General features: G+C 41.6%; 15 protein-coding genes. 13 read left to right on the top strand and 2 right to left on the bottom strand.

Annotated elements, in window-relative coordinates; all coding sequences use genetic code 11:
• Positions 1-2: 2 nt before the first annotated feature.
• The 11 genes from KHO06_RS24655 to KHO06_RS24610 all read left to right on the top strand — a co-directional run bounded on the left by KHO06_RS24655 (position 3) and on the right by KHO06_RS24610 (position 9,172).
• Positions 3-1,154, top strand: a complete 1,152-nt coding sequence (locus tag KHO06_RS24655; protein ID WP_212582770.1) for a hypothetical protein — start codon at positions 3-5, stop codon at positions 1,152-1,154.
• Positions 1,147-1,536, top strand: a complete 390-nt coding sequence (locus tag KHO06_RS26670; RefSeq protein ID WP_244858427.1) for a hypothetical protein — start codon at positions 1,147-1,149, stop codon at positions 1,534-1,536. Before KHO06_RS24655 ends, KHO06_RS26670 begins: the two co-directional genes overlap by 8 nt.
• 13 nt (positions 1,537-1,549) lie before the next feature.
• On the top strand, positions 1,550-2,389 hold the full coding sequence (locus tag KHO06_RS24650) for an ATPase, T2SS/T4P/T4SS family (protein WP_244858426.1): 840 nt from the start codon (positions 1,550-1,552) through the stop codon (positions 2,387-2,389).
• Positions 2,382-3,251 carry a type II secretion system F family protein gene (locus KHO06_RS24645; protein ID WP_038890818.1) on the top strand — a complete coding sequence of 290 codons (870 nt, stop codon included), beginning with the start codon at positions 2,382-2,384 and terminating at the stop codon, positions 3,249-3,251. The genes KHO06_RS24650 and KHO06_RS24645 overlap by 8 nt, the downstream gene beginning before the upstream one ends.
• Before the next feature lie 65 nt (positions 3,252-3,316).
• Positions 3,317-4,144: a type II secretion system F family protein gene (locus KHO06_RS24640; protein WP_160167804.1), complete on the top strand. Its 828-nt coding sequence runs from the start codon at positions 3,317-3,319 to the stop codon at positions 4,142-4,144.
• Positions 4,144-4,848, top strand: a complete 705-nt coding sequence (locus KHO06_RS24635; RefSeq protein ID WP_038890816.1) for a hypothetical protein — start codon at positions 4,144-4,146, stop codon at positions 4,846-4,848. The genes KHO06_RS24640 and KHO06_RS24635 overlap by 1 nt, the downstream gene beginning before the upstream one ends.
• A 449-nt stretch (positions 4,849-5,297) precedes the next feature.
• On the top strand, positions 5,298-5,825 hold the full coding sequence (gene tadF, locus KHO06_RS24630) for a tight adherence pilus pseudopilin TadF (protein ID WP_045419393.1): 528 nt from the start codon (positions 5,298-5,300) through the stop codon (positions 5,823-5,825).
• Positions 5,825-7,432, top strand: coding sequence for a hypothetical protein (locus KHO06_RS24625; protein WP_212582769.1), 1,608 nt, complete (start codon positions 5,825-5,827; stop codon positions 7,430-7,432). The genes tadF and KHO06_RS24625 overlap by 1 nt, the downstream gene beginning before the upstream one ends.
• Entirely contained in the window at positions 7,422-8,030 is a 609-nt protein-coding gene (locus tag KHO06_RS24620) for a hypothetical protein (RefSeq protein WP_045458678.1), read from the top strand. The genes KHO06_RS24625 and KHO06_RS24620 overlap by 11 nt, the downstream gene beginning before the upstream one ends.
• On the top strand, positions 8,023-8,739 hold the full coding sequence (locus KHO06_RS24615; protein WP_038890811.1) for a helix-turn-helix domain-containing protein: 717 nt from the start codon (positions 8,023-8,025) through the stop codon (positions 8,737-8,739). Before KHO06_RS24620 ends, KHO06_RS24615 begins: the two co-directional genes overlap by 8 nt.
• 49 nt (positions 8,740-8,788) lie before the next feature.
• The gene (locus tag KHO06_RS24610) at positions 8,789-9,172 is read left to right on the top strand and encodes a hypothetical protein (RefSeq protein ID WP_155396340.1); all 384 of its coding nucleotides are present in this window, start codon (positions 8,789-8,791) and stop codon (positions 9,170-9,172) included.
• Positions 9,173-9,218: 46 nt separating this feature from the next.
• Here KHO06_RS24610 and KHO06_RS24605 read toward each other — a convergent pair whose 3' ends face one another.
• Positions 9,219-9,878 carry an HAD family hydrolase gene (locus KHO06_RS24605; protein WP_212582768.1) on the bottom strand — a complete coding sequence of 220 codons (660 nt, stop codon included), beginning with the start codon at positions 9,876-9,878 and terminating at the stop codon, positions 9,219-9,221.
• Positions 9,879-10,290: 412 nt separating this feature from the next.
• Between KHO06_RS24605 and KHO06_RS24600 the strand changes: the two genes are divergently transcribed.
• Positions 10,291-11,892, top strand: coding sequence for a long-chain fatty acid--CoA ligase (locus KHO06_RS24600; RefSeq protein ID WP_212582767.1), 1,602 nt, complete (start codon positions 10,291-10,293; stop codon positions 11,890-11,892).
• Positions 11,893-11,997: 105 nt separating this feature from the next.
• On the opposite strand, the gene KHO06_RS24595 is transcribed toward KHO06_RS24600, so the two are convergent.
• Entirely contained in the window at positions 11,998-13,581 is a 1,584-nt protein-coding gene (locus tag KHO06_RS24595; protein WP_212582766.1) for a BCCT family transporter, read from the bottom strand.
• Positions 13,582-13,873: 292 nt separating this feature from the next.
• Between KHO06_RS24595 and KHO06_RS24590 the strand changes: the two genes are divergently transcribed.
• The gene (locus KHO06_RS24590) at positions 13,874-16,273 is read left to right on the top strand and encodes a glycoside hydrolase family 2 protein (RefSeq protein ID WP_212582765.1); all 2,400 of its coding nucleotides are present in this window, start codon (positions 13,874-13,876) and stop codon (positions 16,271-16,273) included.
• The last annotated feature ends 43 nt before the right edge of the window (positions 16,274-16,316 follow it).

The following is a 16,316-nucleotide window of genomic DNA, read 5'->3' as shown; positions in this document are numbered from 1 at the left end:
AAATGATTTTAGAGAAATTAAAACGAGCAAGTAAAAGCCAGACTAGCGCAAAAGGTAAAGCTTTTTCACCTTACATGATTATTGTTATCTCTAACAACAATGAGATCATGCAACGTGTTCAGAACTATTTTTCTGCTTACAATGTGGAAATCATCGATTATCAAGACGATATCGAGTCATTAGAGAACGTATTCAACCTACACTTTAAATCAAAGATTTACGTCATTAGTGATGAAGATACGTTAAGAGAAAAGGAAGGGCTTGCTAAGTTTGTAGAAGTCACTAAAGGCCGAGTGGGGACACTCATTTATGGTGATCGTGAAGATCTGGATTATTACTGGTTCATCAAATCAGAAGGTATCAGTGAATACACCAGTTATTCTGATATGTCCAAGCAAGTGTTTAATATGATTTTGTGGTTTTTCGGAATTGTAAAATCAAACAGCAGCCACTGGTTTTTGCTTTCTGACACGACCCAACTTCATGGTGATAAGGTCTTACACTACGTATACGATAATTTACGTGACTACGTAAGAAAAAGACCAAGCTTGAATACCTTATTTATCAACTTGGATGTTTTCAGCATCTCTTTAGACGCGCGTATTGGTAAAAAAGCAGACCCTAAGATCATTAATATGTTGATCAATGGAGAGAACGTCGATTCGAAAGCGGCCGAAGAATACATCATTAAGGTTGATGAAAATTTTTCATATTTCTCGATTGATGTTTTGCATCACACCACATTGCATTCGATCGACAAAATTGCTGAACAGTTGATGAGTTTTTTCAATATTTTTGACGGTGAGTTTTCTTACATATTTATTTATGTTCCTTTTTACTTTACCAAAATTGAGCTCTATCAACAGCTGATTAATAAATCTGACAACGTAACTATGGTGACAGATGCCTCTCTAGAATCGGTATATATGCTTAAGTATCTTATTGAACAAGAAATAAAAGGAAAAGATGCGAATGTTAAAACATTCCAGATCAAGTCGAATAAAGAAAGTCGTTATTTATTAGATAAGAGTAGTATTTATAAAAAAACAGGCCAAAGAATTACTTATAAGTTTAACCCTGACAGTAAGAGCCGATTTTTTAAGAATAAAGATAGTAAGAACGAAATTATCACTAGGTTGGTGAAGAATGATTGATTCAAAAATATTTATGCTCTGCCGAAAGTTTGTTTTAGATAATATCGATATTACAGATATTCAACATGAAGACGATGGCATTAAAAGTAGCACCATCTACAACACAGTGAATGAATTTCTTTCAAGTTCTTCATTCATTCTAACTGAGTCAGATCGTCAGAAGCTAACAAAAGAAGTCAAAGATGACATATTTGGCTATGGACCTTTAGAAGATCTGCTTGGTGACAACACCATCAGTGACATTATGGTTAACAGCTTAACGGAGACGTTTGTAGAACGTAACGGCAAAATTAGTCGTGCTTACGATGTAGTTTTTCAGAATGAAGATCAGGTCTTACGTATAGCGAAAAAAAATCGTATCTCCCATTGGTCGACGTATTGATGAAAGTTCACCCATGGTGGACGCACGTTTGCCGGATGGGAGCCGTGTAAACATCATTGTTCCACCCATTGCTCTAGATGGCTGTAGTATCTCGATTCGTAAGTTTCGTGAAGATAAGCTCGATATTGTTGACTTAGTTCGATACGAGTCGATGACAGAGGAGATGGCGCTTTATTTGAGTGTAATGGTTCGCTCTGCGGCAAACATCATCATTTCTGGTGGTACTGGCTCGGGTAAAACGACATTGCTTAACGCTTGTTCCAACGAAATCAACGAGGGTCATCGTGTCGTGACCATTGAAGATGCTGCAGAGCTCCAATTACAACATGAGCACGTTGTTCGTCTTGAATCTCGTCCTGCGAGTAGTGAAGAGTCAGGGGAGGTTTCAATACGTTCTCTTGTTATTAACTCTCTACGTATGCGCCCAGACCGAATTATCGTAGGTGAGTGTCGTGGTGACGAGGCTTTCGAGATGCTTCAAGCGATGAACACTGGTCACGATGGCTCGATGTCGACCATTCACTCGAATAACCCCAAAGATGCGCTAATTCGTTTGGAAAGCATGATTATGATGACGGCAAGTAACTTGTCTCCAGAATCTATCAAAAAGCAAATAAGCCAAGCGGTAGACATCATCATTCAAACCAGTCGTCTTATCGATGGTCGACGGAAAATCACTCATATTACGGAAGTAGGTAACTTTGATGGCGGTGTTATCGCAACGCAAGACCTATTCGTTTATGACCACAAAAAAGATGATCACGTAAACGAGGTCAAATCCACTTTGCTAGAGCGAAAAGTTAAGGCTGCGGGCTTGGAAAATGAACTCGCGTTGGTATTTACTGATGTTTAATCGAAGCAACAAGATAGACGAGTATATTGAAGACGCTGAGCTTCCTGAGCTAGAGGAAGCCAGTAAGTTTGATGAAGTCAAAAAAGAGATCAACGATTTCTATATTAAGTACTTGAGTCAGAACATCCTGGTTATCTTCTTTGAAATCTATGGGCTAGGTGCTTTCGTTTTGCATTGTGGCGTTATCTTGTTTTACGTCGCTTTTATGATCTTCGTAAGTGAGACGTTTGATTTATCTTATTTCATCACACTGATTCTCGTGGGTGTTGTGATAACGATTGGTAGTTTGCTGATTTTGAAAGAGTACCATTTGAAGCTTAGTAACTACTTCGAAGATAAGTTTGCCTTTTCACTCCGGATGATCAGCAGGAACTTGTTGTCTGGTAAGACAATTATTTCAGCAATTGAATCAGCGTCACGCCACACGGTTGGTAAGATTCGAATCGAGTTTGAACGAATCATCAAACAGGTGCATGCAGGAAACACACTGGAAGAAGCGTTGATTGCAGGTGAAAAAATCTATCCCTACAAAGGGTATGCGGTATTCAGTGCAAACGTTCAAATGAGCCTAAAACGTGGTGGCAGCATTAAAGACTCTTTAAACGAACTTGCCCAAGATCTTGTTGCTTCTCAGGTTATTCGTAAGAAGACATTGGCGTTGACATCTGAGTCACGAGGGGCAGCAAAGATATTGGTTGTGTTACCTTTTTTGATGCTCTTTGTTCTCAAGAGCTTTGCAGTTGAAAACTATGAGTATTTGATTAGCGAACAATACGGTAAGTACATACTTATCTATGTGGTTACAAGTGTAAGTATTGGCTTTGTTTTAATTAAACGAATGATTGACAGTGTAGCGCTATGATTATTGCCATCAGTATTCTACTTTTCTTACTTGGTTCAATTGTTTTTATACTTAATAGTAAAAGTATGAAAGAAGAACAAGAATATGTAGATAACTTTAAGTTTATGATTTCTGACCATGATAGTAAACAAGAATACTATAATATATTTAACCAAATCTCTGAGCAGAAAAAGATTTTAGATGATTTTTTATATTCATTGATTACAAAGTACCTATCTGAAAATGAACTTTATACAATGCTACCTTCAGGTGGTTTGGTTAATAAAAAAGATAAAACTAATTTTTTTCTTATTTATTTTATAGAAGCAATACTAGGTTTGGCTATTGTTTACTACCTGAATGAAGACAAAATGAAAATGTTGGCTTTTATGGTAGTTTTTATAATAGTTAATAATATTATGATAAAGATGATCTTTAGGACATTTTTTATTAACGAAGAACGACGTCGAATTAAGACTAACTTCACTTACTTCTTGGATCTATTAGCAACAGCTACAAAATCTGGTATGACGGTGGAGTTGGGTCTCATTGCTGTGTCTGAGTATATCGGAAACATGTCATCTTCACTGGCAAACTACATCAAGATCTACTCGAATGATATTTCTAACAATGGCTTTAGCATTGCGGGGGAAAACCTACGTAAAAACTTGGATTTACAAGAGGTTAAAGACTTTACTGCGGTACTCGAAAACGCGGTAGAAAGCGGTGCGGCAGTGACTGACGCTTTACGCGTTTTGTCAAAGGAGACCCGAGATTTTCACTTTATTGAAACCGAAGAAAAGATAGGTAAGGTAAACGCGAAAATGGGTATCCCGCTTATTGTTTTCATCATGTTCCCTATTATCGTCGAAATCATCGCCCCAGGCGTCCTGAACCTAGTGAGTAAGATGTAATGAAAAAACGATTATCTACTTCAATGCTTTGTCTCGCTTTATTTGGGTGTCAGTCGACAGGCCAAGACTATGAAAGTGCAGAGCTTGCATTCAACTTAGAAAGCTATGACAAAGTGATCGCACAACTATCGGAGAAGAAGAAGCTCAGTGATAGAGAGAACTTCCTGTTGGCTTACTCATTCTATAAAAATGGCAATGGAGACAGAGCTATTTATGTCTTGAGTACCAAAGAAATACTTAATTATGACGATTTATATTTGTTATCAGTGATTTACCTAGAAAACGGTGATACCGAACGCTCTAGAAGTTATCTTGATGACATAAAAAAGACTCAGGGATACTCAGGAAACAATAAGCTAGCAGCGAAAGTCGACAATTTATATGCGGTCTCACAGTGTGAAGAACTTGGAAAAAAACAATGTAGTGAGCGCTTTAATACATTGAGTAAAAAATACCCGACGTCGGAAAGTATCTACAACAACATGCTGCTTTCTAGATTCGCTTACAAACCTGACGATAAAGCCAACTTTTTGAAGATCTATAACTCGTATGAAACTGGTACTAATGACATTGAGTATGTTGTCTTAGCTGGCATAGTTGCAGGCCAAGACGAAATGGTCATTGACCTTCTCAATAAGAAATATAAAGACAAAGAAAAGGCCTTGTTAATTTATGAAGATATTAAATATACCTCACTTAAATGACGAGGATGGTATAGCTGCAATTGAGGCTGTATTCACAATACCAATCATTATATATATTCTTATTGTTACAGTTGGATTTTTTCAGTATGTTGGGAATGAGAGTCTACTAAATTATAATATTACTCGTTCAGTTCAGTTATTCGATTACAAGTCCATAGAGAAAGAAGACAACGTAGAACTATCAAAGTCGAACTTTCTTAAAGAGTTGAATCATAAAGTGAACACAAATGTTATTAATATTAACTCTAACTCTCTTAAATTCATATGCTTCCAAAGTGTTGATGATTTAGTTGTCCGTAAAAACGAGTTGGAATGTAATCAAAGCAACATTAAGAAAACGAATTTAATTCTTATCTCTTTTGACTTTGACTACAAGAGGTTTTCATGGCTGTTTTCAACGATATATCCATCAGCCTTCTTAGACATGAAAAGAGAACTGGTTATTGTCAATGAAATTTATTAACTCAGAATATGGTGGGATGGCAGTCGAAACAACAATTCTTGCGCCTGTTTTGTTTCTCGCACTGTTGTTAACCATGCAATATGCCGCTTCAACGTCCTTGAAATTTGAAATGTCTGACATGGCTTACCAAGCCGGTGAAGTGATATCTAATCGCCGCGATATATTTGAAGGCAACTTGAAAGAGGCGGAGGTAAAAGATCTTTCGGAGATATTCCACTTAGAAGACCGAAATATTTCAATCATTGTTGAAGAACTGGCATATGGGGAAACAGTAACCCGTCAACAATATAAAAAAGTACGATTGAACCATGATCTTGAAGGGAAAGCCTGCGATATAGATACATCACTCTCTGACATCAGTCCTGTCATCAACGCTTATAAGAAGTATCACTCAGTCTATAGGGTGACTCTGTGTCGTGAAATTGCCGCGTTCAACACCATTGAGTTGCCAGAAGAAATTTATCAGTGGTTTGAAGTTAAGTTTTCTTCCACTCATTACGGGAAACACCACTAATGCGAAATCAAAGAGGGTCGGCTACGCCAATCGTTTTGTTGGTTATGCTGTCTGCAATTGTATTTGCTTACTACTCATACGATATGAGCCGAAGCTATTTAGCTGCAAAAGTCCAGATTAACACAGCTAGCGAACTTAACGATCTTACCGCTATAACGGGTGACTCGGAGTGGAATGTAGAAAAGCAGGTGGCTGAATCAAACGGTCTTGATGTGAATGGCTCCAACGATGATTGGACCTTTGAAGAGCATGACGATGATGAAGTCGTGTATATGACGACCTCTTTGCCTATGCAGCAGCACCGCAAATTAACCCCGGGCTTGAGCAGTGTGGGCAATGATTCATTCACCGTGAGTGCAAAAACGATTAGAGCAAAACACTATGAAGATTTGAATGTCATCATCGCTATTTCGAACGACCCTAGAACTCGTTCAATTGCGAGTGAAGTCAAATATGAAATTAACGATGCTCTCAAATCATTATTTGATAAAACCAATTCAACGCTAACGGTGATTCCTTATGGGTATCGTATCAACATAAGTGGCAAGTGTTGGAGCACCTTCCCACGTGGAGATAACTTCCCATTTCAATGGTGGGAGAGGTATTTTGGTGAGCTTGATGTGCTCAAGACCCTTGAGAATCAAAAATCTTCGATAGAAAACAATATATCTAACGCTAACTCTCAGATTGCCGCGAAACAAAGACGCATTAACGAGATCAATGAACTGCTTGCTGAAACAGAGGACCCAGAAGAGAAAGATCAACTAGAGGCGGAAAGAGAACGCTTAGAGAGGGAGATTGACGATCTTTATGAAGATATTGAGGAGTATGAGTCTGACCTCGAGGACAAAGAAGAACAGATCGAAGACCAAGAGGAGGTGATTGCAGAGCTCGAATCTAGCCCTATTTATGAGGAATACAAAGACCTTGCCTATCACTATGCTAAGCCAAACTATGGAGGCGCCAACTACCTCTACTTAGACAACTACTTTGACGAATTTCTCGAGTCTAATGGGTACAGCTATACAGATGGTGACGCTATTTCCGATTCGAAGCGAACGAACATGGCTAGTGTAGACGAGTTGAAAGTCACTAGAAATAAATACTTCGGAAACTCTAAGACCTGCCCGAGTCAGCAAGCTCTAACTAATTCGAGTGATTATAGTAAGTTTCTCTCCATAGTTAATAGTATGGATTTCAGTGATAGCTTTGTTTCTCCAATTCAGGGCTTTAACTATTCACTGAAAAAAGCATTTAACTTAGATAATAAAAGAACGGTTGTGATTAATATTACTTCCTTAGACGATACTTATCTTTCTGAACAGGACCAAAAAGACGAAGACAAAGACATACTCTCGGATTTTTGCAGCACGGTGCAGAACAAATACGTTAATGATGTGTCAGCTAAGTCGATATTTATAATCGATACCAATTCTAATCTTGATGATATTGAAGCGTTAGATTGTACCAACGCTTGGAATAAATCAACGGGAATTATTGATATCGATGAAATTGATGAAGATGAAAAGCTTACAGACAGAATCTCCTACGAACTTTTACAAGAATCTAGCTCTACTTATATTGGAAATGAAGACGATGAAGAATAAATCATATTTTGTGAAATTTGCTTTGACGCTGATGTTTACTTTCAGCCATACAGCCATCGCTCAAGGGTTAGTTGAGAGTTGTGATACCTACTTGATCCCTAAGAACACAATGAAAGATGGCAACTATTATTCTTTTATGGGACGCACTATCGAATCTCATTCAGTTCACAGTTATGTCCTGAAACAGAAGCTAAGCGAGCTGAAGGCATCCTCCTATGATATCTGCGAACGAAACGACTTTTCTGCTTTGCACAGGACATTGAATGCTAATAATTTTAAGCATTTAACTACGGTTTACTTTGATACCGCATTGTATGAAGCGAGAGAGGCGGATTTATCTCATATATCTTCAACGAACGAGTTCATCGATGCTGATGCCTTGCTTGTCGTAGGATCTTCCTCAATTGTGGGAGATTCGATTTATAACCTAAACCTATCATTAAAACGTGGCAATGAAGTTGTCGAAAAACTGAAAGGTCGTAAAGATATTTTCTTAATGAATTTAGGTGCCTATGGGCAAGATAGCTCGAAAGCGAACGAGGAGTTCTACAAGTCAAAACGACGAAGTGTGTCGATATATGGATTAACCTATGAATAAAGAGACATTTTGGACTATCGATAAAAAGAAAAGAAGCTTATATGGTGAAAATGGAATTGATATTCATTTTACCAAATATGAATTCAACCTTTTCTATTATCTCATACACAGTCAAGGCGAAGTACGGTCAAGCGATTCGATTATTGATGAAGTTTGGGGAAACGCAAATGAGGGGAATTATCGGCCAGATAGTTCCAATCTTATTCAGTTGATATCGAAAACAAGGAGACAGCTCAAGCCTCTTGAGCAAATAATGGAAATTAAAAGCCAACGTGGGGTTGGCTATTATTTAACATTGAATGATGGTTACGAGTTTAATGATGATGAGATCACTTATGCAGCGAATACCATTTACGATCGTGATCCAGAATCTGAGAAGAGGTACCGCTTTTTCCAATCTCAGTTCCTTAAAGAGCTCTTCAGTATTAACGAGAACCGTGAATTTAGGATAAGAGATTTAGGCTTTGTTTTTCTTCTTTCTGTGTTTTTCGTTGGGATCATGTTGAGTCGTAATGCTCTGCATTACCCCAAACTGCCATTGGAAATCGATTCATCACAACTGTTGTTAGATAAGTGCAACATTGATGCGAATGTGATTTTTACGAGCGAAGAAATAGCGTGTACTGAGATTTCAAATTTTGATTTCGATAAGAAAGGTTCGTACATCATAAGTAAGGTCGAGGGTGACATCTATGTTGCTTCGTTGTAAGAAGAAGGACTTACTGGTTGTTTTGATTTTTTCTTGTTTAGGCATCTTTATGCTGAAGAAGCCTGCGTATCACGATATCTCTCATCGCTTCTCGGCAAATGTTTCGACCAATGAGGGTATTGAGTTTGACTATATTATTGATGCTTTGAGTGGAGGAAAACTGCTCTTACAGTCAACACTTAAGGTCGATGATAAAAGTTATACCTATACAAGATTGTTTGAGTTAGTGAAACTTGAAGAGAATGTCTTTGTTATCAATGAAACAGGTATCGGAGACAAGCTAGACAAGGCCGTCGAGCAAGCATCTAAATATGATTTCTTTCACTCGGTTCAGAGGCTAGAAGTTTACACGCTTTCCCCAAAAGTATTGGTGGTGCATTCAGAAGGCAAGTTCATTTTACTGCAAAAGGCCAGTGACGACTTGGACGCATGATATTAGAAGCCCTACGATCGTGTAGGGCTTACTGTTTAAGCCCGTTTTACCCCCAACTTAACACAGTCCAATTTGGTCTATTGGCGTGCTCTTTTAGGCGAGGGCATGGATTGACCAGATAGGCGTAATCTGCGTATTCACACAGTGGTAAGTCGTTGACCGAATCCGTGTAGAAATGGATTTCTGAGTAGTTGTCAGGCTGAGTTTCTAACCACTGTTTTAAGCGCGTTACTTTGCCTTCTCGGTAACTAGGGATTCCGTCAATTTCTGCGCTATAACGGTTATCAGCCACCACTAAGTCAATCCCGAGAGCGTTAGGAATACCGATGCGTTGACCAACCGTTTCAACCAAAAAAGTGACGCTGGCCGAGATGATGACCATATCAATCTCATCACGAGACAGTTGTTCAATCAGTGTTTTGGCTTGAAGGAACTGTTTAGCAAGAATATGGTTTTCAACGCACTCTTCTACCAAGGCGTTTACCTGTTCAATAGGCATGTTTTCTAGCGGCTTGATGGAGAACGTTAGGTAATCTTCCATGTCCATTTTGCCTTCTGTGTACAAGCCCATTAGACGCTTATCTTCCTCAATAAAGTTAGGCGCAGTGGCGATGCCTTTCTCAACCATAAATTCATTCCAAATCATTGCGCAGTCAGCGTTGATTAAGGTTTCATCCAGATCAAAAACATACAAAGGCTTGGACATAGTTGGCTTCTCACAGTTTGAATCGAGGTCGACGGAATGTGTCGCTCAGTATAGAGCGAGGTTTACGAGTATGGGACGTATGCTAACGATAAACTGTGACGATTTCGTGGCACTTTTTCTGGCTTTTGTAAAACAGAATATCAATGTCATGGGTTGAATCATGTCTGAGTTGGCGATAGACAACTACAATACAGTGATACTTATACGAACTGCGTGCTTTAGATGCATTTGTACGTTACGTAAATTGGTACGCTAGGTCTACAGATGCTCTAGATACAAGGCTGTTTTAGATATAAGGCCTCTTTAGTGCCTGATCTCATTATTGTGTACTGAATACAGTCTTGTTTTTGAGTGATAATAGCGCCACTCGCGTACAGCGAACGTTAAGAAAAGTACAAAAAGAATCCCCGATATGAACCAGTATGTAAATGATCCATCCAATTATCAGTTGTTAATTAAAAACTTGCTGTTTTCCCCAGTTGCTTTCAACCCCGAGCAAGAAATCGTCTACGCGAACCACCGTCGTCACAGCTACAAAACGTTCCATGACCGAGTGAGACAGTTTGCAAACGCACTCACCAAAATGGGTGTGAAGAAAGGTGATACGGTAGCGGTCATGGATTATGACTCTCACCGTTATCTTGAATGCTACTTTGCCATCCCGATGATTGGTGCAAAACTGCACATGATCAACGTGCGCTTGTCTCCAGAGCAGATCCTCTACACCATCGACCATGCGGAAGATGACATTCTCCTTATTAACGAAGAGTTTCTGCCAATTCTGGATCAGATCAAAGGCCGTATTGATACGGTCACGCGTTACGTGGTTTTGCGCGATAACGATGAATGTGAATACGAGCGTCTGCTTGAGCAAGAAAGCACCGAATACAACTTCCCTGATTTCGATGAAAATACCATCGCGACCACCTTCTACACCACGGGTACGACGGGCTTCCCGAAAGGGGTGTTCTTTACTCACCGCCAACTGGTTCTCCACACCATGGGCATATTGAGCACCATCGGCACCAATGCGTCGCAAGGTCGACTGCATCAAGGTGATATCTACATGCCGATTACGCCAATGTTCCACGTCCACGCCTGGGGACTTCCGTACATGGCAACCATGCTTGGTGTTAAACAGGTTTACCCGGGCAAATATGTTCCAGATGTTCTGCTTAACTTGATTGAGCAGGAAAAGGTGACATTCTCACATTGTGTACCGACTATCTTGCATCTGCTATTAAGCTCGCCAAAATCCAAGTCTATTGATTTCTCGGGTTGGAAAGTTGTGATTGGTGGTGCAGCACTGCCAAAAGCATTGTGTAAAGCAGCACTCGAACGTGATATCGATGTTTTCGCCGGTTATGGCATGAGCGAGACAGGCCCAATCCTGTCTATTGTTCAGTTGACTCCAGAGCAGCTTGAACTCGACCTCGATCAGCAAGCGGAATATCGTTCTAAAACCGGTAAGAAAGTCGCGATGGTGGAAGCTCATATTGTCGATGATGAAATGAACAAACTTCCTCACGATGGTGAAACTGCAGGGGAAATTGTCGTACGTGCACCTTGGCTAACGCCGAACTATTACAAGGACAACAAGAACTCTAAAGCGCTTTGGCGTGGGGGCTATCTGCATACGGGCGATGTCGCGCATATCGACGATGAAGGTTTTATCAAGATCACTGACCGTGTAAAAGACATGATTAAGATTTCTGGTGAGTGGGTAAGCTCTCTAGAACTAGAAGACATTCTGCATCAACACCAAGCGGTTTCCGAAGTTGCAGTGATAGGTATGCCACACGATAAATGGGGCGAGGTGCCACTAGCGTTGGTGACGTTGAAAGAAGATGCTGAAGTGACAGAGAAAGAGTTGTTAGGCTTTGCGAAAGACTTTATCACGAAAGGCATTCTTGCCAGAGAAGCACTACTACTCAAAGTGAAGCTGGTGGACGAGATTGCCAAGACCAGTGTAGGTAAAGTGGATAAGAAAGAGCTGCGTAAACTTCATCTGTAAAGTAGTGACGCTGTTTGAGTCCAACCCATAATATTCGGCCCCGACACAGGTTATGTGTCGGGGCCGTTTTCTTATCTAATTGAGAGAAAGACTTGGGTTACGTAGTTAAACCAAACCTTGCTCTTTTGCCATGTGGCTGGCGATGCTTGGTGCTTTCCAGATGCTTGGTAGCAAAATGAAAGACACGGGCACGGCCGTAATTACGATGAAAGATTGCAGAGCAGAGATGCCGCCAGAGCCCATCGAAATAAGTGCGATAGCCACGACACCCATCATTAAGCCCCAGAACGAGCGGATCACAGCGTTTGGCTCTGCTGAACCTGTCATTACCACACTGATGGTGTAAGTCATTGAGTCACCTGTGGTCACGATAAACGTCGTGGTCAGGATCAAGAACAATACCGAAATCACCATTGGGAATGGCAGTTCAGAGGTAATCGCAAGCAGAACCGCTGGTAGGTTAAAGCCTTCAAATGCGGATGAAATCAAACCTGGGTTTTCTAGCTCGAATGCCAGACCACTACCGCCAACAATACTGAACCAGAAGCAGGTAATCAAAGGCGCAGCGATGCTGATAGACAGGATCAACTGACGAATAGTACGGCCGCGTGAGATACGCGCGATGAAGATTGCCATCATCGGGCCGTAACCAATAAACCAGCCCCAGAAGAACACGGTCCACCAACTTAGCCATTCTGTGTCGCCACGGTAAAGCGCCATCGGGAAGAAGTTGTCCACCATGCGGCCAATACCCTGTACATAACCATCAACAATAAAGCTGGTTGGGCCGAAGAACAGGATGTAACCGATCAGAGCTACAGACAAAATGATGTTGTAACGGCTCACAAGTTGAATGCCTTTACTCACACCACTTAGTGCTGACAAGGTGTACATTAGAATTGCAGCCACAATCACCATGCTTTGAGTGATGAAGGTATCTGGCAAGCCGAATAGCGAGTTCAACGCGTAACTGATCTGCAGACCTAAGAAACCAATTGGACCAATAGTACCTGCCGCGACGGCGATAATGCTGCAGGCATCTGCTACATCACCAATCCAACCGTTAATGGCCTTGTCGCCAAATACAGGGTAAAGCAGAGTGCGTGGTTTAAGTGGTAAGCCCTTATCGTAGTGAAGGTGCATCAAAACCACAGAAGAAAGACAACCTAAGATTGCCCAAGCAAGGAAGCCCCAGTGCATGAAAGACTGAGAAAGTGCATTGATTGCAGAAGCTTTTGGTGAAGCTTCACCATATAGCGGTGGCGCAGAAACAAAGTGAGCGATAGGCTCAGCTGCAGCCCAGAAAACACCGCCACCCGCGAGTAGGGTACAAAGTACGATCGACAACCATTGAAAGGTATCGATATCCGGTCTCGCTAAACCACCCAAGCGCACGTAACCCGTACGACCAAGCGCAATAGCCAAACCAATAAGGAAATTCAGAAGGAGCAATACTTGCCAGAAGGCACCGAAGTATTGAGTCGCAAACCCAAAGCCTGCGTTAACCATTGCGGTCAGAGAGTCTGTATTCGTCAGAGCAAGCAATACAAACACGGTGAGGAAGCTACCACTTAGCCAGAATACTGGGTTAGTGAGTTCAAGGCGCTTTAGAACGGAAGGAGGATGGATCGCAGAATAGTCTGCCTCCTGAATAGGAGCATGAGAGGCGGCGTTCGTCATATTTGACATAATTACTTCGCTTTTTAGGGCTCGGAAGCCGTGCATTTCCCTCACACCAATAGCTCGAAAAGTGTGAGGATGATCAAAAAGCCGCTGATACTAGCACGTTGAGAAGCTCAATATAACCGCAGAGTGCGATTAATTGTCGATCTCTAAAGTAAATAACTGATTTATGGAATGAGATTATTTGCGTGAAGTGCGCCGCATTTCATACGTAAATGACATTTCCATTATTTTTGTAAGGACACCTCAGGATTACATTGAGCCAACCTGTTCTAATAAAAATTAAAGGTCTTACCCTATGGCTCAAATTGAACTCAACGGGACGTGGCAGCTTACCTCGCCACATCGTCCAGATATCGATATTCCTATAACTTTACCCGGTGACAATGTATCCGCATTATTGCAAGCAGAGCTCATCCCGAATCCTTATTTTGCTGATAATGAAGCGAAAGTTCGTTGGATTGAAACTTGCGATTGGCACATTTCACGCGAGTTTGATGTCGATGGTTCTGTGCTCTCTGCCAAACAAGTGTGGATGACGCTCACACGTGTAGACACCTTAGCGACCTTTTATATCAATGGTGAGCAAGCACTAATTTGCAGCAATATGTTCACCCAGCAACGTATTGATATCAAACCTTACTTAAAACAAGGCAATAACACGATTCGAGTTGAGTTTGCCCGTGTGGATATAGAAGGGCTAGAACGTGCTAAGCGATTGCCATTCCCTATCCCTTCGGCGATGGGGAACAACCAGATCCCGCACATGAACTTGATTCGCAAAACCCAATGTCACTCGGGGTGGGACTGGGGTATTTGTTTGATGGTGTCTGGCATTTATGACCCGATTCAAATTGATGTAGTGAACGATTTGTGGCTCAAAGGATTCTCGACAGAGCAACAATGGCAAGCTGACGGCGGTGTGCTGGTTGATGTATTAGCTGAAGTAGAAACCGATACTCAACCTCGTGAAATCACGATCGAATTTGATGGTCAGCGCCAATCGATTCAAACCGAAGGAAGTGGTCACTATCACAGCCAGTTCCATATTACTGAGCCAAAACGCTGGTGGCCTGCGGGCTATGGTGAAGCTTACCTTTACTCAATGACAGTATCTTGTGGTGATCAATCGCTATCACGCAAGATTGGTCTGAGAGAGTTGAGCTTAAACAACCAAGTTGATGAACATGGCTCGGCGATGGAGTTTGTTGTCAACGGCACACCAATCAATGCCAAAGGCGCAAACTGGATTCCGGTGGATGCAATGCCGGGTCGTGAGTGTGAAAGCCGCTATCGTGCGTTATTGCAAAGTGCTGTCGACGCCAATATGAACATGATTCGAGTCTGGGGTGGCGGCCAGTATGAAAGCGAAACTTTCTACAACCTTTGTGATGAATTGGGTCTGTTGGTTTGGCAAGACATGATGTTCGCTTGCTCGCTGTATCCATCTGATGATGATTTCTTAAAAGATGTGGAACGGGAGTTGCGATTCCAAATCCCGCGTTTGAAAGAGCACCCGTCGATTGCACTGTGGTGTGGTGATAACGAAGTGATTGGTGCAATCGGTTGGTACGACGAATCCAAGCACAACAAAGTCAAATACACAGTGAACTACGATCGTCTCAATCGAATGATCGAACAAGTTATTGGTCAGCAAGACGATTCACGTCGATTTTGGCCAAGCTCGCCTTGCAATGGCGAGCTGGATTTTGGCGATGCGTGGCACGATGACAGTAAAGGTGACATGCATTTCTGGGACGTTTGGCACTCAGGAAAATCGTTTAATGCTTATCTAAACATCAACCCACGATTCTGTTCCGAGTTTGGTTTCCAATCTTGGCCTTCGTTTGCTGAAGCAAAACAGTTCGTACCAGAGCAGGACTGGAACGTTACCTCTCCAACGTTTGAACAGCACCAAAAGAACCCGCGCGGTAACAGTATCATCACGGAGATGTTTACTCGCTATTTCCGTTTCCCTTCCGGCTTTGAACAAATGCTGTACCTCAGCCAAGTGCAACAGGCGATGGCAATCAAAACAGCTTGCGACCATTGGCGCGCGATCTCCCCAGTATGTCGTGGCATGCTGTATTGGCAACTTAACGACAACTGGCCAGTGAGTTCATGGTCTAGCTTGGAGTACAGCGGCCGTTGGAAGCAATTGCATTACCATGCGAAACGCTTCTTTGCGCCGCAGTACTTGGTGTTCTCTGAGCATACTGGCAAGTTGAGTCTTCACTTGTTAAATGACGCCAAAGAATCAGTTGGTGTGAGTGCGAAATTGCATTGGGTGAGTTGGAAAGGTGAAGTGAAACAAACTTGGTCGTTAGAGAGCACCGTGTCCAATGACAGCAACACCGTGGTTTGGCAGTTGGATGAGGCATTTGATTCATCTGAATTGAAATCGGGTTTCTTCTACGTAGAAGCACAAGTAGGAAACGAGAGAATCACCAACACTTGGTTTAGCTCTCATGAACTAAAAACACTACCGATGGAAAGAGCAAATATTGAAGTAACGATTGAAGCCAACAAAGTCACACTTATTGCCGATAAGCCGGCGTTCTTTGTTCATCTGGAATGTGATACCGCAGGACGCTTTGACGATTCAAGCATCACGCTATTGGCAAACCAACCTGTTACGGTTGAGTTCTTGGGTGAAGACTTAGCAACGATGGCGGAATCGCTACGCGTCTACCATTGATGCAATAAAAATGACTGTCATAGACTAATGTTGACATAGATAG

It is taken from the genome of Vibrio sp. B1FIG11 (assembly GCF_905175335.1).
Lineage (GTDB): Bacteria > Pseudomonadota > Gammaproteobacteria > Enterobacterales > Vibrionaceae > Vibrio > Vibrio campbellii.
Note: the sequence above shows the minus strand (reverse complement) of the source record. Positions and strands in the feature narration are given on the sequence as shown.